The sequence below is a fragment of the Bacillus sp. M13(2017) genome (assembly GCF_002218325.1).
Classification (GTDB): Bacteria; Bacillota; Bacilli; order Bacillales; family Bacillaceae_G; genus Bacillus_A; species Bacillus_A thuringiensis_K.
The window spans coordinates 186,869-211,574 of record NZ_KZ268504.1 but is presented as its reverse complement, the minus strand read 5'-3'; the positions used below and the strand labels follow the sequence as shown (position 1 = coordinate 211,574).

The window sequence follows — 24,706 nt, the reverse complement described above, 5'->3', positions numbered from 1 at the left end:
TAAACCATAAATTCTAAATAGGAGAATAAAATAAATTAGAGAATTACATTGTAACATGTATATATAAGTTTTTAATATTAAAATTTAAAAACTTTACTATTTTTTTATATGCAATATTACATGCGAAAAGCCATAATTTTTTTGTTATACTATGCATGTGGATTTTTCATCCAAAATCCACCCAAACGCATATTTATGTATATGCCACCCTAATTGATGAAAGTGAGAAGAGTGTTTATCATTTTTCTCACTTTTTTATTTAGGCTCTGTTAATATTGATTATTGATAAAAAGTATTAAATAAGGGAAGATACCTTAGAGTTGGTGCTTCCCTTATTTGTTGATTATTCAAATCTAAAATAGGTATTTTCTAAACCTATTCTTTGCTTTAATGTTCTGCCCAAAGCATAATTATTTGGTAATTCTTTTTCAATGACACAAATAATATAACCTGCTTTTCCTGTTGTTAAATTAGTTAGTTGTAAGTAGTTAGTGTTGTCATAGATATAAGAAATAATATATTCATAGAAATTATTTTCTTTATCTTCTCTATTCATACCAACATTGTACAACCTAACTCTTGCTCCTACCCAAATTTCCTCATCATCATCATCATCATCATCAACATTACTTAAAGGCATCCATCTCGAGTTATCCAATATTTCACCCTTTTCTTAATTCATTCGTTTATACACGAATGTTGCTAGACACAAACTATCATAAGCATCCGTCATTTCATTGATTAGACGACCACCGACAGAGAAAAAAGACTCAACATAGCTTTTTACCCATTGAAACACTTGCTCTTTTAGTTATTTTTACATTTTGAATCTACGAAAATGAATTCCCTTATAAAAACTCTAACAGAGAATCTTCCTTCCAAATTTCACCTAGGGAATTATTTGTTTTCCAAAAAACCTACCAACATCTTTATCAACTCATTTTAGAATATTTAAACAATAATTCCATATACATTACCTGCATAAATTATTCATTTTCTTTTATATAAGACCTACCTTTTTACTTTTGATAGATTATTAGACATTGGATTATTATACATAAATCCCAAAAACATGCGGTATTTTGTAGAATTTTGTCTATCAATATGTATGTACACCCTTTTGTAGTGGATATAGACTGTGAGGTGTAAGGAGATACCTTACAAAATAATAAAAAGGAGATTATAGAATGAGTAGATTAACAAAATTCTCAAAGTTAGTATTTGCAACTTTAATCGCGGGAAGTAGTCTAAGCACCTTTGTTTCGTCACACAGTGTACAAGCTGACACCTTAGATCCTAATTACCAAGACAATGTAAAATTCATGCCACCTTCTAGTGCTAGGCCAAAATTGGAACAAAAAAACACTATTGTTCCAGAAGCAAAAGTTGTTAAAAACCATTATGTAAAGTACTCTAAAGCACATTTCCAAACTAAAGAAAGTATACCAAAAGAGATTTATTATTCTTCAGAAGGCTTTAAGGGCTATATACAGGCAAGTACCGTTTGGGATATGGGAGATCATTTCGCAACACTATATTCCGGAACCGTTATTCGATGTTAGACTTTTAATCCATTCTCCCCTAATGCTTAAAATGATTAATAACTCACTGCCAATACTGTAATATCTATTGTTCATAAAATAAACCACAAAATCTTTCGATTTCATGGTTTATCAAATATAAAGATAATGCTAAACGAATACTCTAACATTACCTTCCCCAAAGTTAATTATAGAGTATTTTCAAAAAAAAGACACTCTTGTAGTGTCTTTTTTATAGTATTTTAAAAAGAATTCCACCTACTAACACCTTTTTGTTGCGCCTATTCGTTTATTTCAATATGATACTTTTCCATCTCGTATATGCAATAGACAATGATAGCTAAACTCCAACTGACACTATAATAATTATGTGTGTAGAAGTCATAGCCCGCTTTAATACCTTTCTCTATTACAACTAATGTAAATCCTAAAGCCACCCATCTGTTAATTTTCATCTTTATAAACGTTAAAGAGATAATTATTAAAAATAAAATATTTGTAAGATGATTTATCATTAGCTCATATTTTTGAATGTATACTGCCATTATACAAGCAACGATATTAGTCGCAATGCCAAAGGCAATCACCGCTCTCCAAACCCTGTCCGAAAGTCCCACTCCTGAGTCAGTCCCTTCCTAAACAAATATCCCTTTCTTTAATTCGTTCCTACACCCTATTCAAGATATGCTAAATTATCCTTGTCTGATGAATATCTATTTATCTTTTCATATAGAGCAAACAAAATTTCTACTCATAATTTTTTCTTTATTAGACAAACTATGTCTAAACCGTTTGAACTAGCGGCTTCACTCTTCTGGTAATGGGATAGCACAATTTATTGAATTGACTAACTCATTCACCCCACTGGCACCGGCAGGCAATAAAATATTTGTCTGCCATTTTCATGTATACTTTTTCTAATTTCATTTCAAACCAAGTGTGTGCTGTACTGATTTCAAAAGGACAGAATTTCATTTTTTAAAATGTAAAAAAGATAAGATCCTGTCTACTTTTGGTATAGGACTTTTTCTTTTCACACATACTATTTTTGAACCTGTTTACCAATACGTGTCCTAATGGTGTCTTGAATTCCTCCTAAAAAGGGCTGCAGATACGACTGCATGCCCTTTTATTTACGTTGTTTCTCTATACCCAATAAAGCAATTAAAAGCTAAAAACACACTATTACACATTCTTTTCATTCCAGATTATGTTAAAATTTCTTAAGTTGCTTATTTCATAGTCGAATTATGATTTCGTATCTAATTCAGCAATATCTGAGCTGTATCTATTATAATTAACAACATAACAATTGAAGTACCAAGGCTCACACTCCCTTCTACTGTAAAAAAAGGTGATGTTCTTATTATTGAGTTTAATAAATATGCAATTGATAAAAAGGAAACAGAAAAAAGCAGACGTGAAATTCAAAATTTATTGGATAAACTATTTGAATAGTAATATTAATTCATCAAACAAGAAGAGCTATCCAATAGGACGGCTCCTCTTTATTTCACATACACATAGGCTTTGTTCGCAATAATATAGCATGTTTTTCTTTTGCTGTTGTGAAATATACAATTAAAAAAGTGAGCAATATAGTTATATTGTTCACTTTTTTGATACATTTATGAAACATTCATGTGTTATCTTCATTACGTTTTTTCTTTTTATAAAACCATGTGCACTAGAAGCCCTAGAGCCCTAAACTCTAGGGCTTCTTCATTTACAATGAGTATATTTTGTCTTATTTACTATTCATTACCTTTATAAATAATTTCTAGCACTCCTTTGTGATTTCCATTTTAACATTAGAATAATTATGAGCAACTCAGAGTAGTCATTGAGCACTTTTTATGGCGCTTTTTATTTCTAACTAGATTAGGACTTTGTTAAAGAACTAAATAAAATCCAATATTCTACTAATAATCACAATACAATCTGTTTGTTACTCAAGTTGTATTAAAAAGAGCAGTTATTACAACTAACTGCTCTTTTTTATTTTGGTTTCTTGCATTTCTATATAAATTTTTTAATCCTATTCGTACTATTTTTGCAACTTAAAATATCACTAATACGTAAACCTGTATTGTATAACAATTTTACTACATTGTTTGGGACAAATTTTAATTTAAACCATATATTATCTATATTTATTAAACCTTTTCTGTTTTTGGAAAAGAGATACCAAAAACTGTTTTATTCCATGGACTACTTTCAACCCATATCCTGCCCTGATTTTTTTCTACTAAGGATTTAGCAATAGCAAGCCCTAATCCACTACCTCCATTAATAGAATTTCTTGATTGGTCACCACGATACATTCGTTCAAATACATGATCTAAATCATGTTCCGCGATTCCCTGTCCTTTATCCCAAACAAGCAATTGGAATTCTTGATTTGATTCCATGAGTTCTATCCCAAGTACTTTTCCTTCTTTCCCATATATAATAGCATTTTTTATTAGGTTATCTATAATTCTTATAATACTTAGATAATCAGCCGTGATAAAACATTTTGTTTTTGGTAAACTAAGCTTTAACTCCAAATTATTCTTCTTGATTTCAGGCAAATACTCAATTAATACTTCTCTGGTAATTTCAGTTAACTCTAGAAATTCAGGATTTATTAAAACTTCATCTGCATCTAACTTTGCCATATTAAATATTTCATTGATTAATTGCTTTAAGTTGCTGGATTTTTTTGAAATAATTTCAAGATACTCTTTTTTTTCTTCTCGAGAAACAGCTATATCATCTTTTAAAGCATCAATATATCCTATAATAGATGTAAGAGGAGTTCTGATATCATGAGAAATACTTGATAAGAGCCTTTTTCTCGCATTTTGAGATTTAATGGATTCGATTTGAACTCTCTCTAACTGTTCAATTAATTCATTCACAGAAAATATCATTTTATTAAATACATTATCTTCATTTACAATTAACCTTGTTGTTAAATTCCCTTTAATTACACGTTGTAACCCCTCAATCATTATTTTCAAACGATTAACGAAGTGAAACCTTATCAGTAAGAGAAAAGTCGTAAAGAAAAATAGTACTATGTACAAAACAAGTTTATTTATTCCTAATAGCTGATTATTTAAATCTGTAAAAAAAAGTCCTATAATACATAATAATTGAAGAATATTAAGTAAGATAATTTTATCGCTATACATTTTGGTCACCTACAAACTTATATCCTATTCCCCAAACTGTTTGTATTAATTGAGGATTAGAGGGATCCACTTCTATTTTTTTTCTAAGTTTTCGAATATGGACCATGACAGTATTATCATCTTCTAAATAGTTGTCCCCCCAAACATTACGGAATAACTGAGATTTAGTAAACACTTGCTCCGGATTTGAAGCAAAAAACCTTAGTAGTTCCATCTCTTTTGCAGTCAAAGGAATCTCTTTCCCCTCTTTGAAAACAGTATATTTTTTCATATCAATTGAGATTTCTTTAAACTCTATACGTGTTTGTTCTCTATCCCCTGCCTCACTTCCTAAAACTAAAAATCTCCTCATAAGAGCTTTAACTCTAGCTACTACCTCATTTATACTAAAAGGTTTTGTAATATAATCATCTGCGCCCATACTTAAACCTAATATCTTATCAGTTTCATGATTTTTAGCAGTGAGCATTAGAATAGGAACATTCGTTTTTTCTCTTAACTTTCTGCAGACCTCAATCCCATCAATTTTTGGCATCATAAGATCTAATATAAACAGATCATATTTGTTTTTATTAAATAACGAAAGAGCGTGCTCGCCATCTATAGCAACATCAACCTTATATAATTCTCGCTCCATATATTTTTTTAATAAATCTCTAATTTCTTTTTCATCATCCGCTATAAGAATTCTAATTTCTCGCAAAATAACACCTGCTTTCATAATTTCTATTATACATGTCCAAAATTATTGCGCTTATTCTCTTTAATTTACAAGTCATCAAAATAAGAAAATTGGCATTTCTTTAAAGAAATGCCAATTCTCAAAAATTAAACTGTTTCAAACGCCAATATGTCGTTTATTATATTAGCATTCTTTTTAAGAATATCTAGCTTTGAATTTGATAACATTTCCATATGGGTTCCGTACCCTTGAATTATCCTGAAATTCTTCGTAGTAGCATTCTCCCACAGTAAATTATTTTCATCTTCTTTTTCTTTTACTGATTTTATATAACTTATATTTCCATCAATACTGCCATTTGTTGTTGTACTCTGTACATACATATAAGACTTCATAATTAATTCTATCAAATAATCACTAGCTAATTTTTCTAAATCTTTATATTTTTTCAGATTGAATTTTTCATGAAGTTCTCTCTTACACTCTTCCTCTGTATAAAGATTCTGTTCTACAATCGTACGGTATTTTGAATCAATAAGAATAAGATTTTCTACTTCAAAACCTTGTCTATTCAATTCTTTTGCCACATCGAATGCAAGAATTCCACCAGCTGAATATCCCACTAATGTGTACGGTCCTTCTGATTGAATATCTTTTATTATTTTAACATATTGTGCAATTCTATTTTCAGATTTAATAAAATTAAAACTGTAAACCGAATATGACTCAATATGCTTTGCTAGCCCCATATATGCTATTCCTATTGAAGCAGCAGGTGGGAAACAAAATAGTTTTTTATTGGTGCTTGTTGAGCTACTAAGTTGAATACAATCCTCTGTATAATCCTTTAACATTTCTTTTGCACCTTCTAAGAACGCTGAAAAACTTCGGACTGTAGGTTTATCAAATACATCTTTAAACGGTACTCTAAAGTTTAACTCTGCAACTATCCTTGAAACAAATGTCATAACGTTTAAAGAATTCGCTCCGATATCAAATAAATTAGTATTCATACCTATTTTTTTGATATTTAAAATTTCTTCCCATATGCTAACAATTTTTTCTTCTAAATCATTTCTTGGCGGTTCGTATTCTAATCCATATTGGACATTTCCATCTGGTGCTGGTAATGAATTTATATCTATTTTACCATTTGTTGTCAACGGCAATTCCTTAAGCTGTGTAAAAAATGCCGGTATCATATAATTTGGAAGTTCTTTTGATAAATATCTTCTCATCTCTGTAACAGTAATTGCTTTTTCTTTATTCTCTAAAACAACATATGCACAAAGATACTGACTATCCTCACCGTCTATTCTTGCAACAACTTTTGTTTCTTTTATATTATCTAATTTTAGAATTTGATTCTCTATTTCTCCTAATTCAATTCTATAACCACGAATTTTGACTTGATGGTCAGTTCTGCCTATAAATTCGATATTTCCACTAGGCAACCATCTTGCAAGATCCCCTGTTCGATACATCTTTGCTCCAGGTACATATGGATTTGATATAAATTTTTCTGCTGTCAATTCAGGTCTATTTAAATAACCTGTAGCAACACCATCTCCACTTATATAAAGTTCTCCTTCTATTCCTACTGGTAATATCTTTTGATTATCATCCAATATATAAATTTGAACATTATCAATTGGCTTCCCAATAGGTACCGATATGTGTTTATCGTCATTAAGGCTATATTTATAAATCATACAGCCAATTGTTGTTTCTGTTGGACCATACTCATTATAGATTTCAACATTATGATTGAAACTTTTTAAAATCTCTCTTGCTAACTCAGTCTTTAAATCTTCTCCACCCACTATTAATCGTTTTATACTTGAATTGCTGTTATCAATATCTCTTATCAACCTTAAATGGGATGGTGTCAATTTTACTATACCTACTCTATTATCCTTAAAGATTTTTCTTATAATTGGTTCATCCCCATCATTATTGTAAATAACTATTTTATTTCCAGAAATTAATGGTGTGAATAATGATGTAATTGTAAGGTCAAATGAGAAAGATGAATACAAGGCAAAATCTAAGGCCTCTCCTTTGACATATTCCTTATTCGCCCATGTTATATAATTGACTAGGCCTCGTTGCTTAAGCATAGTTCCCTTTGGCATACCTGTAGAACCCGAAGTATAAATCATATAAGCCAGATTGTTAGTATTACTTGTTACTTTTATATTTTCAGTAGAATAATGATTATACTCTTCATCTAAAAATACTATTTCTTTACTTAACCTCACTGCATCTTTACCTTTTGTAAGTATTATATTTGTTCCACTATCCTCTACTATATATTTAATTCGCTCTTCAGGATATTCAGGATCTATTGGTAAATATGCTGCTCCAGATTTTAAAATCCCCATAATTCCTATAATCATCTCTAGAGAACGTTCAAGCATGATACCTACAACTGTGTCTGGTTGAACTCCTTTATTCTGGAGTAGCCTAGCTATTTGGTTAGATTTTTCATTAAGTTCTTTATAAGTAAGTTGCTGCTTATCAAATACCACAGCTACCTTATTTGGAGTCCGTTCTACCTGTTCTTCAAATAAGCGATGAATTGTTTTTTCTTTTGGATACTCTGCCTTTGTTTCATTAAACTCATTCAAGAAATAATGCTTTTCTTCTTTTGAAAGGATTTCTAATTGATTCACATTTTTATTTTCATCTTGCACAACTTCGTCCATAATATTTTTTAGATGATTTGCTATGTTCTGGATGAGTTTTTCTGAATAGAGATTTCCATCATATGATATTTTGAGAACAAGCTGTTCACCTGGAACGACAACTATTGTAAATCCATAGTTGGTTTGTTCAATCCCTTTAATATCCTTAAACACGAAACTACTCTTACTTTCTTCTTCCTGAAGTAAACGTTCATCAAGTGCATAATTCTCAAAAATCATTACATGATCAATTAAATCCCTTTTCAAATCACTAAGAGACTGTATATCTGAAAGATTCATATAGTTGTATGCTTGGCTTTCTATTGCTTGTTGCTGTACCTCTTTTAAAATATTTTTAAAGCTCTTCTGTTCTTTTATATTAATTCTCGTTGGAATTGCATTAATGAATAATCCAACCATTTTTTCAATTCCAGCTACTTTGGCATCTCTACCAGAAACGACAGAACCAAATACAACATCGTCTGTATGATTATACTTGGCTAAAATAATCCCCCATAAAGTTTGTAGCACAGTGTTTAACGTAACATTATTTTGATTAGCCAATTCAGTCATTTTTTTCGTAAGTTCCCTTGAAAATTCAATGAGCGTCTCTTGTCCATGGTACTCTCTTGTACTATCAATTTTGAACGATGGAACTTTCGCAGGTTTTTGATATCCTGCTAAATATTGTTTCCAATATTGAATTCCCTCTTCTTTTTCCTGTTCTCCTAACCATCTAATATAATCACTATATGGTCTTGGCTCTTCTAAATTAGGATACTGTCCTACTTGTTTGTTTCCATAGATATGGAACAATTCTCCCAAAATAATACCTCTGCCCCATCCATCGAACAAGATGTGATGATTACTCCATATAATTGTATAAGCCTTATCATCAGTTTGAATAAGTTCCAGTCTAATTAAGACATCTTTACTAAAATCAAAACCTTTTTCTCGATCTTGTTCAATGTAGGTTGTTATACTTTCTTTTTGCTGATCTATTCCTTGCTGTCTAATATCTCGATATCTAAAGCCAATCTTTCGACCTTTTATAATTACATTTTTTGGTTTTTCTGTAATTTCATATTCAATTGCTGTCCGAAGGATTTCATGTCTTTTCATAATATCGTTCAAGCTTTCCTCGAATAAGTTGACATCAATAAACCCTTTGACATCAATGACAAGTTGTTCAAAGTATGCACCTGATTGTGGATCTTCTAATGCATGGAATAGCATACCCTGCTGCATATTAGCTAATGGATAAATCTTTTCTATTTCTCCCCACCTATTTTTCGCCTTTATTTCCTCTAGTTGTTCGAAGCTTAATTCTTTGTCTCCGTAGTCAAATGGTGTTTTTTCAGCCTGTTCCTTAGAAATGCAATGGTGGATTACATCAAGAAGAGCAGCCTTGAAAGCTTCCGTAAACTCCACTACGACATCCTCTGCATATACTTTTGTATTATAAGTCGTATCAATAGTGAGCTTTCCATCTAAGACAATAGCATTGATTTCTATAGGTGTTTCTCTTGTATGTTTACCTCCAATCGACTCTCCTGCCGATATCCAAGAAAAAGAAAAGATTGTATTATTGAGTTCTGCATCCATTTGACCTAAGTAATTAAACAAAATAGGTGGCTGTTCAATACTCCATAAATCTGAATCTCCACTCAATTGTTTTAAAACCCCATAGCCTATTCCCTTATTCGGAATTCTTCTAAGAGACTCTTTCACTGTTTTAATAGTCATTGAAAGGTCCTTTTCATCTCCTAAATTGATGTATACAGGATATTTGGTTGTAAACCATCCAACTGTTCGGCTAATATCTACATTTTTTATAATCTGTTCTCTACCATGGCCCTCTAGATTAATCCTAATTTTATTTTCACCAGTTACTCTCCTTGTAGCTATTAAAAGAGCACTAATCAGTAAATCATTGATTTCAGTATGATATGCTTGATTTGTTTCTCTTAACAATCGGCTTGTTTCCTCTATTCCGAGAGCGGTACTAAAAGTATCACTATCCTCATATCGGAATAGTCCAACTTCCTCTTTTTTCTCTAAAAAGTTAACATTATCCTTTAATGTGTTCACCCAATATTGCTTTTCTCTAAGGATTTTTGCACTCTTAGCATACTCGTTGAGCTGAGTGGCATACTCTTTATAAGAAGTCGTTTTTGGATAAAACGCTATTGGTTCTCCTTTCATTAGCTGGCTGTATCCAAGTGCAAAATCTTCAAATAGGACTCTCCAAGAGATTCCATCCACCACAAGGTGATGAATAATAAGTAACAGATGGTCTCCAACATTCGTCTTAAACTGTGCTACATTTACAAGCGGTCCTTCTTGTATATCAATTTTCTTCTGTAATATTGTCGCAAGTTCTTGAATTTTCACATCTGGATTATCTTCTCTCGAAACGTCATAAACATAAAAACCAAATTGATTCTTTTCCACTTCTCGATTGAATTGAAGTACTTCATTATTCTCCTCTTTATAAATCATTCGTAAAGCGTCATGATGTACAAAAATTGCTTCCATAACTTCTTGTATCATTTCCTCACGGAATCCATCTTTCCTATACAACATAACTGCATGATTATAATGATTTACATCTTCTTTTCCATTCATAAAATACGCTTTTTGAATTGGAGTGAGCAACACATCTCCTGTTTCAATTTCATAAGAGCCTTCTTGTATTGTCTCAATATTGACATAGTTGCTTAAAAACTTGATTTCCGGATAGGTAAATAGATCTTTCATCTCTAACGTGATACCTTCTCGTGATAAACGTGAGATAATTTGTAAAGCTTTAATAGAATCTCCACCCGAAGCAAAAAAGTTATGGCTAATCCCAATTGACTTGACTCCTAATATATCTTCCCATACCTTCACAAGTTTTTCTTCTACCTGATTTCTTGGTTTTTCATAATCTACTCCCTTACCCACATCTGGCTCTGGTAAAGCTTTTTCGTCTACTTTTCCATTTGCCGTAAGTGGAATACGCTCCATTTGAACAAAATAAGATGGAATCATGTATTCAGGGATTTCTACTTTTAAGTACGCTCTTAATTCTTCAAATGATAGGTCCCTCTGGGATGTAATATATGCACATAGATATCTTCTTTCGTCCTGACCTTCTCGGTCAATCACGAATGCTTCTTTAATTTGTTCGTGTTTAACTAAATGACGCTTAATCTCTTCTGTTTCAATTCGATAACCTCTTATTTTCACTTGACCGTCAATCCTACCTGCAAGCTCAATTCTACCATCTGATAGTCTTCGAGCAAGATCCCCTGTCCGATACATTTTTTTATTTGGTTCAAACGGATTTTGAACAAATTTTTCTTCGATCAAATCTGCTCTGTTTAAATATCCACTTGCTACGCCATCTCCTGATAAGCATAATTCACCATAAACACCTTCTGGGACAAGTTTCATTTGTTGATCCACTACGTAAGCCTTCATATTCTGAATTGGTCTTCCAATAACAGGGCATTCTTTGAAAGCTGCCATTGTATCATATTCAATAACTTGATATACCGAACCAATTGTCGCCTCTGTAGGTCCATAGTGATTCATTACCGCATGATTTGGGTAATGTGTATAGAATGTTTCAACATCTATTGGATTGATTTTCTCTCCACCTAACACGACTAATCTCAAAGTTTTACAGCTCTGATTATTTGAGAAACTCGGATCATTCACCAAGACGTTAAAGAGAGACGGTGTTAATTTCAAATAAGAAATCCCTTGTTCTTCTATATACTGTAATGCTTTCTGAGCATTAGTATATACTTCTTTTGTAACGAGATGCAGTTCACATCCATTTAAAAGTGATGAATATAGACTTGTATAGCCCAAGTCAAATGCATAGGAAGATACTAACATTGCCTTATCTGTTTCTTTTAGATTCGCTTCCTTTGTAAACCAAGTCATGTAGTTTACAACGTTGTTATGCTGAACACATACACCTTTAGGTGTACCAGTCGAACCTGATGTATAGATGATATATGCATTATGATTCCATTTATAATTGACTAATAAATTTGATGTATCCCTCTCTTTTATAGAATCATCTTCCATGGAGATTACTTCTGCATTAAATTGGAGAGTTTCTTTCCTTTCTCCTTTTACTATCAATAGGCTAGCATTACTGTCCTTTAAAATGACATTCGTTCTTTTATCCAGTTGTTCAGGATCTATTGGTAAGTAAGTAGCTCCTGCTTTTAATACGGCCATAATTCCAATAATCATTTCAAGAGATTCTTCCACTAACATACCTACTGTTATCCCTGGCTTTGCTCCTTTTTCTTGAAGCAACCTTGCCATTTGATTCGCTCTTTCATTCAGTTCCAGATACGTAAGTTTCTGATTTTTAAATACCACGGCTACATGGTGAGGTGTTCGTTTCACCTGTTCCTCAAATAATTGTGAAATTGTTTTATCTTTCGGATAATCAGCTTTTGTATCTTTATCATCCTGCAATAGCATCTGCACTTCTTCTTCTGAAAGCAACATAATATCCTGAATGCTTTGTTCTGGCTTCTCAATAATTTCTTTAAAAACCTGGATTAAATGTTTAGCTAATCTTTCTACAGTTTCCTTCTTAAATAATTTAGTTCTGTAATTTAATACACATTTGATACTACGCTCTTCTTCAACAGCGGTAAGTGTTAAATCAAATTTAGAAACATGCGCCTTCATTTGATATGGTGAGAAAGTTAAACCTTGTATTTCAAAATCATCATAGTCAAAGTTTTGTAAGACGAGCATTGTATCAAACAAAGCACTTCTGCTCATATCTCTCTTTAAATCTAATTTTTCAACTAATTCATCAAATGGATAATCCTGATTTTCATAAGCTTTTAAAGCATTGTCTTTAACTTCTTTTAAATAATCCTGGAATGAAACGTCTCGTTTTGGATAATTTCTCATTGCAAGAGTATTAACAAAAATACCCATAATCTGTTTCAAATCATCATGAGGTCTTCCTGCGATTGGAGATCCCACTACGATTTCCTCTTGCCCCGTATATTTTGAAAGCAGTGTTGTGTATCCCGCTAACAGAAGCATGTACAGCGTCACACCATGTTCCTTCGCCATCTTCTTAAGATTAACATATATGTCACTATCGATTTCAAAATGTACAAGGTCACCTTCTGTACTTTGAATTGGCGGTCTTTTATAATCTGTTGGCATATTTAGTACTGGTACTTCTTCTTTAAATACATGCATCCAATACTCTTCTTGTTTTTTCATTTCTTCTTGAGTAAACAATTCTCTTTGCCATACAGAATAATCTTTATATTGAATGCTTAATGGAGATAATTCTTTCCCGTTGTATAACTCAGCTAATTCCTGTGTAAAGATCCCCATTGATACACCATCTGATATGATATGGTGCATATCTAATACAATTACGTGCTCATCATCTGTAACATGTATGATTTCAACCCGTAAAAGAGGAGCCTTCTCCAAATCAAACGGTTTAACAAATCCATTGATTATATCATCTAGCTTATTGGTACCCATTTCTCTATACGTCACTTGGAAATCTATGTCTTTCTCAATCTTTTGAACTGGTTCACCATCTACCATTACAAAAGAAGTTCTTAAAGCTTCATGTCTTTCGATTAATTTATGGAAAGCCTTCTCAAGTTGCTGAACATCCAAATCACCTTTTATCTTCATGGCGAACGGTATATTGTAAGATACTCCGTTACCCTCTATTTTGTTTAAAATATAAAGTCTTTTTTGTGCAGATGAAAGTGGATAATAATCTTGTTCTTCTACTTTTTTGATCGATGCATATACACTTTCTTTTGTAGAGTCAATAAATTCTCCAATCCCTTTTATAGTAGGTGTTTGGAAGATTTGTCGTAAAGGTATCTCCACCATAAGTTCCTTATGGATTTTAGAAACCATCGTAGTTGCTTTAAGAGAATGACCTCCTATTTCAAAAAAGTGCTGGTTGATACCGATTTTTTCTACTCCTAAAATTTCCTGCCAAATGGATACAAGTCTTTCTTCGACTTCATTCCTTGGTGCCTCATACTCTACTCCCACAACTGCACTTTCATCAGGTTCTGGTAAGGCCTTTCGGTCCACTTTTCCATTTGCTGTAAGTGGTAGTTTATCCAACTGAACGAAAAACGCAGGAATCATATACTCTGGAAGCTCTTGCGCCAAATCCTTCCGAATTTCTTGTAATTTGGATTCTTTCTTACGTGTTTCAGACGTAAAATAAGCACATAAATATGGTTGACCATTATTATCCTCTCTTGCGATGACAACGGCTTCTTTAATCTCTTTCTGTTTGAAAAGTTGATTCTCTACCTCACCAAGTTCAATCCTGAAACCTCGAATTTTCACTTGATGGTCAATTCTACCTAAAAATTCGATATTCCCATTAGGCAATAACCTTGCAAGATCTCCTGTCCGGTACATCCTTTCCCCTGGAATGAATGGATTTGGAACAAACTTCTCCGCTGTGAGCTCTGGTCTGTTTAAATAACCACGTGCCAAACCTTCCCCACTTACACAAAGTTCACCTGCAACTCCTAATGGCACTAAATTATTTTCCATATCAAGGATATAAACCCTGTTATTACTTATTGGTTTACCAATAAGTACCTTCTGATCTTCCTGTTTTAATTCACATATTGTAGAACAAACACTATTTTCTGTTGGACCATATTCATTAAACAATTTTACGTGAGGTATTTTCTGAAAATGTTTTGTAATTAGATTTTCATTAAAACCTTCACCTGCAATTGTCACAAATCTCAAATCTAATAAAGGCTTATCAATAGTGTTTAATAGATTATTATAATAGCTTGGAACGGCTAACAAATTAGTTACTTTATTATTTTGAATAATATTTATAAATTTACTGAAATTCATTCTTATATCTTCTATTAAAATTAATTTACCTCCAGAAAGCAAAGTAGTAAAAATATCTTCAACAGAGCTGTCAAAAGAGAAAGAAGGCATCTGTAACGTAATATCACTGTCACTATATTGATATGATTCTATTCTCCAACATAACGTATTGAGAATAGATTTATGATTCACCATTACACCCTTTGGTTTTCCAGTTGAACCTGAAGTGTATATTATATAAGCCATGTCAGCGGACTTATTTAGACTAGGCAAGTTTTCTGTAAATCTATCCTTAATCTTTTGTACATTTATATCAATACAAGTTAAATCATAATCTACTTGTTTATTTTCTTGTTTTAACAATATTTCTATACCACTGTCTTCCAACATATATCTTCTTCTATCCTCTGGATACTCAGGATCAATTGGAAGGTATGCTCCCCCGGCTTTTAATATCGCCATCATACCAACTATCATTTCAATCGAACGTTCAACCATAATACCAACCACAGTATTAGATTTCACACCTTTTTCTCTTAGCAGAGCAGCGACTTGATTAGATTTTTCGTTAAGTTCCCAATAAGTCAATTGTTTATTTTCAAACACAACTGCAATATTTTCAGGTGTCCTTTCTACCTGTTCTTGGAACAATTGATGGATCGTCTTCTCTTTTGGGTAATCTACTTTTGTATCATTAAATTCATACAATAAAGTTGTTCTTTCTTCTTCTGCAATTATGTCTATTTCATTTATTTTCTTATTCTCATCTGCAATCACTTGTTCAGTTACTTTTTTAATGTGCATTTCGATATTATCTATTATTTTGTCATCATAAATATTTCCATCATAAGTCAAAACTAAATTTAACTGCTCACCTGGAGTTGCAGCAATACTAAAACTATAATTGCTCTGCTCTTCTGCATGTATATCTTCTACCTCAAAACCTATATCCATTTTTTCATTTCCGGCAATACGTTTATCAACAGCATAGTTCTCAAACACAATTATATGATCTATAAGATCATTCTTTAATTTACTCATTGCTTGAACTTCAGCTAAATTCATATAGTTATAATTATTACTAGCTATAGCTTCACTCTGTACAACCGTTAAAACCTCTTTAAACTTCTGATTCTTTCCAAGGTTTATTCTAGTTGGAATGGCATTAATAAATAAACCAATCATCTTTTCAATTCCGTCTACTGGTGCTTCCCTTCCCGATACAATAGTTCCAAATACTACTTCGTCTGTATTATTATACTTCGCCAAAATAATACCCCAAATACTCTGGAATACTGTATTAAAGGTTACGCTATTCCTATTAGCAAGCTGTGTAATCTTATTTGTTAATTCGTTCGAAAATTCAATTACTTTTTCTCTTCTTAAATACTCACTATTATTCTTAGTAATCTGTAATTTTGGTATTTGCGCTTTCTCTTCATAACCATCTAAATATTGCTCCCAATAACTTTTACCTTCTTCTTTATCTTGCTCTTCCAGCCATTTTATATAATCGCTATAAGGTTTCGTTTCTTCTAACTCATATTCTTCACCATTTATTAATTTTCCATATACAGTGAATAACTCACCTAATACGATTCCAAGACACCAACCGTCCAATAAAATATGGTGATGACTCCATACCAATTTATATAAGTTTTCATCTGTTCTAATCAAACATACTCTCATTAAAGTATCTTTACTTAAGTTAAATCCCTTTTCTGTATCTTCTTCTCTATAATTTTTTATGAATAACTCTTTTTCTATAGTTCCTCTTTCACTTATATCGCAATATTGAACACCTATTTCTCTATCCGCTATTATTATTTGTCTAGGCTCCCCAACTATTTCATATTCAAATGATGCTCTTAGTATTTCGTATCTTTGCATGATTTTATTAAAACTTGTTTTTAATATCTCTACATCAACGTATCCTGTTATATCCATGACAGTTTGTTCAAAATATGCTTTTGAATTTTTGTTTTCCAAAGCATGGAACAGCATTCCTTTTTGCATATTTGCTAACGGGTAAATCTTTTCAATTTCGAAATCTTTATACTTTTCTTTAATATCCTTAAGTTCACTTAGAGTTAATTTAGTATCCCCATAGTCATAAGGCGTTTTTTCCACCTCTATTTGACTAACACAATGATCAATTATAGTTTCAAGACTTTCTTTAAACTTATCATTTAATTTCCTGATTGTTAGTTCATCAAACTCTAGCTCATTAAAGGTAGTATTTATAACCAATTCATTATTAATAATTATCGAATTGATTTCTATCGAATTATTTCTTGAAATCTTTCCTCCAATTGTTTCCCCATAAGAAAATTTTGATTCAGAAAATTCATTTCTGTTAACATCATTATCCATTTCACCTAAATAGTTAAATGAAATTGGTGCTTTTTGTTCATTTAATAGATACTTCTCTTTTGATAAATATTTTAGTATACCAAATCCGATTCCCTTGTTAGGAATTTTCCTTAAAGTTTCTTTTACCATTTTTATATTAGTAGCAAGATCGGTCTCATTGCCTAAATCTATAAGTACTGGATACATAGTTGTAAACCAACCTACAGTCCTACTAATATCTACATTTTCTAAGATATCTTCTCTTCCATGTCCCTCCATATTTATTTTTATACAATTTTCACTTGTTATCTCTCTAGCACCTAATAATAAGGAAGTTAACAATATATCATTTATTTCTGTATTGTATGCTCTATTGGATTTTCTTAATAAACTTATAGTCTTTTCCTTATTTAAAGAAATACTAACTGTTTTACTATTTTCGAATGTGTCACTTTTGAGCTCTTTTTTTCTAGGTATAAATGCAACCTCAGTATTTGCTATCTCTTGCCAATACTCTTTTTCCTTTAATAATTTATTGCTACTAGCATACTCCCTCAGCTTAGAGGAAAATTCTTTAAAGGATTCAGTCTTGAATCCAACGTCTAACTTCTCACCTCTTAAATCCTGAGAATATAGAGTTTCAAAATCTTCTAATATTATTCTCCATGATACTCCATCTACTACAAGATGATGAATGGTAATAAGCAGATGATCACCTTGATTCGTTTTAAATAAACAAAGATTAACGAGTTTACCATTTTTGATGGAAGATTTCTTTTGGATATTTGTCGCTAATTCATATATTTTCTCTTCCTTATTCTCTACTCCCTCAACATCATGAACGTATAAATCAAAGAGGTTATCCTTATAGCCTCTATTATACTGAATGATCTCTCCATCATTTTCTCTATAAATCATTCTCAGGGCATCATGCTGCTCTAATATCTTATTAAAGACTCTCTCTATTCTCTTTTGATCAAATCCATCTTCCCTAAACAGCATAAATGATTGATTAAAATGATCTAGTTCTTCTTTATTTTTCTCAAAATACCATTTTTGAATTGGAGATAATATTACTTCTCCTGTAACTATTTCATAAGGTTTTAACCGTTTGTTTTGCTTTTTTACATACTTACTAAGATCTTTAATTTTAGGGTTTGCAAATAGATCTTTCACTTCTAACTTAAGATTTATTCTAGACAATCTGGACACAATTTGCAGAGCCTTAATAGAATCTCCACCTGATACAAAGAAATGATGATTTATCCCTATATCCTCTATGCCTAGGATATCCCTCCAAATCTCAACAAGATGTGTTTCAACTTCATTTCTTGGTGCCTCATATTCTACCCCTGATTGACTACTTCTATCTGGTTCTGGAAGTGCTTTTCGATCCACTTTATCGTTTGATGTAAGTGGTAACTGGTCAAGTTGAACAAAATAAGAGGGAATCATGTAATCAGGAAGTTCCTTTTCTAAAAATTCTCTTATCTTGGCTGAAGATATTGCTTTTTCAGACACAATATAAGCACTTATATACGTATGATTTTTCTTATCCTCTTTTGCTACTACTACGACCTCTTTTATATCTTGATGTTTTAACAACTGGCTCTCTATTTCACCAAGTTCTATTCTATACCCACGTATTTTTACTTGATGGTCAATTCTTCCTATGAATTCAACATTTCCATCAGGCATCCATCTTACAAGATCACCTGTACGATACATTTTTTCTCCACTGACGAAAGGATTTCCCACAAATTTCTCGGCAGTTAAGGCTGGATTATTTAAATAACCTCTTGCCAATCCAACTCCAGATATACATAACTCTCCTGTTACTCCAATTGGACAAAGCTGATTATACTTATTTACTATATAAACTTTAGTATTATACACCGGTTTTCCAATTGGAATATTATCATCATTTTTATTCATTAAGAAACTTGTAGTTACTACTGTATTTTCGGTTGGACCGTAGGCATTTACAAGTTGATAGCGAGTATTCTTATTTAAAATTAATTTTTCGCCACCGGATACTAACATTCTTAAAGAATGATTATCTTGTAATATAAATTGTTCACTTACCTTAGATGGGAATGTTGCAACTGTTATGTCTTTACTATTCATATATTCATTTAATTTATCTAGATCAAGCCTCATATCTTTGCCTAAAACGTGCAAAGTAGCTCCGGTGATTAAACAAGGGAAAATTTCTCCAATAGATGCATCAAATGAGACTTTCAAATAGTTTGTAATTCGATCTCTTTCTGTTATTTTATGAAAATCTACATACCAATTACATAAATTGACTAAGGAATGATGTTCCACTAACACCCCTTTTGGTAAACCCGTGGAACCAGACGTATAAATGACATAGGCTAAATCATTTCTATTATTACGCCTTTCCATATTAATTTGCTCTTGATTTTTTATTGTTTCATCATTAATTGAGATTTTAGTTATACATTCATTATTGATAAAATGAAGTTTATCGTATAAATGAGTCTGCGTTAATACGAATTTTGCGTTACTATCTTCTACCATATATTTAATTCGCTCTTCAGGATATTCAGGGTCTATTGGTAAATACGCTGCCCCTGATTTTAATATACCCATGATACCGACAATCATATCTAAAGAACGTTCCACCATAATTCCTACAATCATTTCTGGATGAACACCCTTATCATAAAGTACTCTAGCTACTTGATTGGATTTTTCATTGAGCTCCTTATAAGTAACTTGTTGCCCCTCAAATTCTACGGCAACCTTGTTTGGAGTTCTCTCTACCTGCTCCTCAAATAATTGATAAATGGTTTTATTCTTTGGATAATCCATATAAGTTTCATTAAATTCATTCAAAAGAATGTGCTTTTCTTCTCCCGAAAGCATATCTATTTGACCTAAACAAACTTCCTGATTATTAGTAATTTCTCTTAAAATACTAACAAAGTGCTCTGATATTTTAGCTATTGTCTCTTTCTTAAACAATTTTGTACAATATTCTAAATCAAATTTTATGATGTTATTAGTTTCTACTGCTGATAATGTTAAATCAAAATTTGCTATATTAAGTTCACTATCATATGTTTCAAAACTTAACCCTTTAATCTCTTCATTAGAGGTATCTAAGTTTTGTAGCACAAACATCGTATCAAATAATGCACTTCTACTCATATCTCTTTGTAAGTCCAACTTTTCAACCAGTTCATCCAAAGGATAATCTTGATTTTCATAAGCCTTTAATGCATTTTCTTTTACTTCTCTTAAATAATTACGAAATGTTTTATCTTCATTTGGATAATTTCTCATCGCAAGGGTATTCACAAACATTCCGACAATATTTTCAAAATCATGATGGCTTCTTCCTGCAATTGGAGATCCTACCACAATATCATCTTGACCCGTATATCTTGAAAGTAAAGTTGTATATCCAGCTAACAGAAGCATATACATGGTAACCCCATTTTCTTTTGCAATTCTATTAAGGTTCTTTGTCAACTCACTATCTATTTCAAAACTTCTTCGAGCCCCTTCAACACTTTGTGTCGGCGGCCTTTTATAATCTGTTGGCATATTTAAAATAGGTACTTCTTCTTTAAAAACATTTATCCAATATTCTTCTTGCTTCTTCATTTCCTCTTGAGTAAACAAGTCTTTTTGCCATACTGCATAATCTTTATACTGTAGGTCCAATGGGGATAACTCTTTCCCTTCATACAGTTTACAGAGCTCTCTATTTAAAATGTTCATTGAAACTCCATCTGAAATGATATGGTGCATATCTAGGACCATCACGTGCTCATCATCTGTGACATGTATAATTTCAACCCTTAAAAGAGGACCTTTCTCCAAATCAAACGGTTTAACAAATCCATTAATCATATCATCTAGCTTATTGGTACCCATTTCTCTATACGTCACTTGGAAATCTATCTCTTTTTCAATCTTTTGAACTGGTTCACCATCTACCATTACGAAAGAAGTTCTTAAGGCCTCCTGTCTTTCGATTAGTTTATAGAATGTATTCTCAAGCTGATGAACATCCAAATCACCTTTTATTTTCATAGCGAAAGGCATATTATAAGATACTCCGCTACCCTCTATTTTGTTTAAAATGTAGAGTCTTCTTTGGGCAGATGAGAGCGGATAATAATCCTGTTCTTCTACTTTTTTGATCGATGCATATACACTTTCTTTCGTAGAGTCAATATATTCTCCAATTCCTTTTATAGTAGGTGTTTGGAAGATTTGTCGTAAAGGTAGCTCCACCATAAGTTCCTTATGGATTCTAGAAACCATCGTAGTCGCTTTCAGTGAATGGCCTCCAATTTCAAAAAAGTTGTGTTGAATTCCTATGTTTTCTATATCTAAAATATCTTGCCAAATGGATACAAGCTTTTCTTCGACTGTATTCCTTGGTGCCTCATACTCTACTACTCCTGCAACCGAACTTTCATCAGGACTTGGTAAAGCCTTTCGATCCACTTTCCCATTTGTAGTAAGTGGTAGCTTGTCTAGCTGAACAAAAAAAGCAGGAATCATATACTCTGGTAACTCTTTTGCCAAAAACTTTCGAATTTCTTGAACCCTAATCTCGCCCTTCGATGATTCGGAAGTAAAGTACGCACATAAATATTGATGATGACTATTATCTTCTCTTGCGATAACAACAGCTTCTTTTACTTCCTTATGTTTTAGAAGTTGACTCTCTATCTCACCCAGTTCAATCCTGAAACCACGAATTTTCACTTGATGGTCAATTCTTCCTAAAAACTCAATATTTCCATCAGGTAACATTCTCACAAGGTCTCCTGTTCGATACATTCTCTCTCCTAGAATGAACGGATTTGGAACGAATCTCTGAACTGTTAATCTCTCGTTATTTAAATACCCTTTACTTAATCCGTCTCCAGAAATACATAGTTCTCCAGGCACACCAAGTGGAAGCAGGTTAGAATTTTTATCTACTACAAAAACCGAAGTATTTGCTAACGGTTTTCCTATTGGGATAACCTCAGTTACTTCATTAACAAAATAATAAGTAGCATATACCGTGCTTTCAGTTGGACCATAAACATGAATAATTTTATCTTTGCCCAATTTCTCAAGGGCTTTGTTCACATGTGAAACTGAAACTCTTTCACCACCGAATAATATTTTTCTTATTTTATCTAAACAATCTATTTCTAAATCTACAAGCGCATTAAATAAAGCTGTGGTAATAAACATAATACTTATCTGTTCTTCCTTTATTAACTTAGCTAGTTTAACAAGACTTAATACAGTGTCCTTCTCAACCATTATTAACTTTGCACCATTTAGAAGCGCACCATAAATATCAAATATAGACCCATCAAAAGCATAATTCGAAAGTTGTAGTATCGTATCATTCTCATTAATTTCAATATAATTTGTATTCTTAACTACTCTAATTGCACTATAATGCGGAATAACTACTCCTTTTGGTGTTCCTGTTGATCCTGAAGTATAAATGATATAAGCTGTATCACTTGAATGATTTATCAAATTCAAATTATCTGTACTTAGCCTTAAAAAATTCTCTTGATCTAAATTAATTAACTCCACATTCAAATTAAGTTGACTTATACATCTATCTTGAGTCAATAAAACTTTTACATTACTATCTTGTAACATGTAGTCAATTCTCTCTTTAGGAGTCTCAGGATCAATTGGTAAATACGCCGCTCCGGATTTTAAAATCCCCATAATTCCTATAATCATTTCTAAAGAACGGTCCACCATGATTCCTACAATTGTGTTTGATTGAACACCTTTTTCTCGCAGTAGTCTAGCTATTTGATTTGATTTTTCATTTAATTCCCTATAAGTTAGGTTATTACTTTTAAAGCTAACTGCCACACGGTCAGGTGTCTTCTCAACCTGTTCCTCAAACAATTGATGTATCAACCTATCTTTAGGATATTCAACGGTTGTTTCATTAAATTTATAAAGAAGGATGTTTCTTTCCTCTTCTGAAATTAAATCTATATCGATCAATTTCTTAGCATCATTTTCGATAACTTGCTTCGTTACATTTTGAATATGACACTCTAAATTGTTGATTAGTCTTTCTTCATATACATTTTCATCATATACAATTGTTAGTTTCAATTTCTCTCCTATTCCTACAGTAAGGCTTAGGCTATAATTACTTCTCTCTTCGTCGGTTACAGATACAACTTCGAACCCTAATCCACTTTCCTTTTCTTCCAATCCTTTTTCATCAATAGCATAATTTTCAAATACTAATATATGATCAATAAGATTACTTTTTAAGTTGCTAAGAGCTTGAACTTCGGCTAAATTAATATAATTATAATCATTACCCTCTATTGCATCATGTTGAGTTGCTTTTAAAACCTCTTTAAATGATTTTTCACTTTGCAACTTTATTCTAGTTGGTATTGTATTTATAAATAAACCTAACATATTCTCTATACCTTCTACAGCTGCATCTCTGCCTGAGACAACTGTTCCAAAAACAACATCCTCACTATTGTTATACTTCGCTAGAATAAGCCCCCAAATACTCTGCATCACTGTATTTAAGGTGACGTTATTTTTATTTGCCAGTTGTGTAATCTTATCAGTTAACTCTTTTGAAAACTCTATCACTTTTTCTCTTCTCTGATACTTTCCAGCACTAGAGTTATTAAATTTAGGGAGGGTAGCAGTTAACTCATACCCCTCCAGATACTTACTCCAATACTTCAATCCTTCTTCATTATCCTGATTATTTAGCCAATTTATATAATCACTATAGGGTCTAGGATCTTCTAATTGATGCTCTTCACCTTTCATTTTATGTGAATAGATAGTAAATAACTCATCTAATATAATCCCAATACACCAACCATCAAGTAATATATGATGAAAGCTCCAAATTACTTTATATGAGTTATCATTTGTTTTGATCAAACAAATTCTCATAAGGGTTTCTTTTGTTAGGTCAAAGCCCTTCACCTTATCATCTACTATATATTTTTCCACATATAAATCTTTAGTGTTTAAATCTAAATTACTTACATCATTGTAGCTAAACTTAATTTTTCTATCCCTTAATATTACATGTAATGGCTCGTCCAATTTATAATTAAATGATGCTCTTAACACTTCGTGCCGTTTCATAATCTCGTTGAAACTTTCCTCAAAAATAGTTTCATCTACATAACCTTTTATATCTAATATAATTTGTTCAAAATATGCATCTGAATTTTTATCTTCAATAGCATGAAACAGTATCCCCTTTTGCATATTTGACAATGGATAGATTTTCTCAACTTTATTAACTTTCATAAATTTATCCCCCTAAATAGTTTCCGTCGGAAAAGGCACAAAAATTATAAATATGATTTGTAC

Annotated in this window: 7 protein-coding genes; 2 read left to right on the top strand and 5 right to left on the bottom strand. The window is 31.9% G+C overall.

Annotation, left to right across the window (positions count from 1 at the left end; all coding sequences use genetic code 11):
• Nucleotides 1-343 precede the first annotated feature (343 nt).
• Complete coding sequence (locus CGQ22_RS14480; RefSeq protein ID WP_089148908.1) at nucleotides 344-640, bottom strand: hypothetical protein; 297 nt, start codon at nucleotides 638-640, stop codon at nucleotides 344-346.
• Nucleotides 641-1,187: 547 nt separating this feature from the next.
• Between CGQ22_RS14480 and CGQ22_RS14475 the strand changes: the two genes are divergently transcribed.
• Nucleotides 1,188-1,562, top strand: coding sequence for a hypothetical protein (locus CGQ22_RS14475; RefSeq protein ID WP_089148878.1), 375 nt, complete (start codon nucleotides 1,188-1,190; stop codon nucleotides 1,560-1,562).
• 260 nt (nucleotides 1,563-1,822) lie between these two features.
• On the opposite strand, the gene CGQ22_RS14470 is transcribed toward CGQ22_RS14475, so the two are convergent.
• Nucleotides 1,823-2,158: a hypothetical protein gene (locus CGQ22_RS14470; protein WP_000524436.1), complete on the bottom strand. Its 336-nt coding sequence runs from the start codon at nucleotides 2,156-2,158 to the stop codon at nucleotides 1,823-1,825.
• 673 nt (nucleotides 2,159-2,831) lie between these two features.
• Between CGQ22_RS14470 and CGQ22_RS14465 the strand changes: the two genes are divergently transcribed.
• Nucleotides 2,832-2,999 (top strand): DUF3006 domain-containing protein, encoded by a 168-nt coding sequence (locus tag CGQ22_RS14465; protein WP_046945785.1) that lies wholly within the window; start codon nucleotides 2,832-2,834, stop codon nucleotides 2,997-2,999.
• Nucleotides 3,000-3,697: 698 nt separating this feature from the next.
• Here the strand turns inward: CGQ22_RS14465 and CGQ22_RS14460 are convergent.
• From CGQ22_RS14460 to CGQ22_RS14450, 3 genes are all read right to left on the bottom strand, one after another.
• A complete protein-coding gene (locus tag CGQ22_RS14460) occupies nucleotides 3,698-4,720 on the bottom strand; it encodes a sensor histidine kinase (RefSeq protein WP_000286658.1) in 1,023 nt (340 codons plus the stop codon).
• Complete coding sequence (locus CGQ22_RS14455; protein WP_001206989.1) at nucleotides 4,713-5,423, bottom strand: response regulator transcription factor; 711 nt, start codon at nucleotides 5,421-5,423, stop codon at nucleotides 4,713-4,715. Before CGQ22_RS14455 ends, CGQ22_RS14460 begins: the two co-directional genes overlap by 8 nt.
• A gap of 125 nt (nucleotides 5,424-5,548) precedes the next feature.
• Nucleotides 5,549-24,643, bottom strand: coding sequence for a non-ribosomal peptide synthetase (locus CGQ22_RS14450; protein ID WP_089148877.1), 19,095 nt, complete (start codon nucleotides 24,641-24,643; stop codon nucleotides 5,549-5,551).
• Nucleotides 24,644-24,706: the final 63 nt, after the last annotated feature.

Bases quoted from the DNA above. Each gene is read 5' to 3' on its own strand.
- CGQ22_RS14475 (WP_089148878.1), top strand. From the start codon at position 1,188: ATGAGTAGATTAACAAAATTCTCAAAGTTAGTATTTGCAACTTTAATC.
- CGQ22_RS14460 (WP_000286658.1), bottom strand. From the start codon at position 4,720: ATGTATAGCGATAAAATTATCTTACTTAATATTCTTCAATTATTATGT.
- CGQ22_RS14480 (WP_089148908.1), bottom strand. From the start codon at position 640: ATGCCTTTAAGTAATGTTGATGATGATGATGATGATGATGAGGAAATT.
- CGQ22_RS14450 (WP_089148877.1), bottom strand. From the start codon at position 24,643: ATGAAAGTTAATAAAGTTGAGAAAATCTATCCATTGTCAAATATGCAA.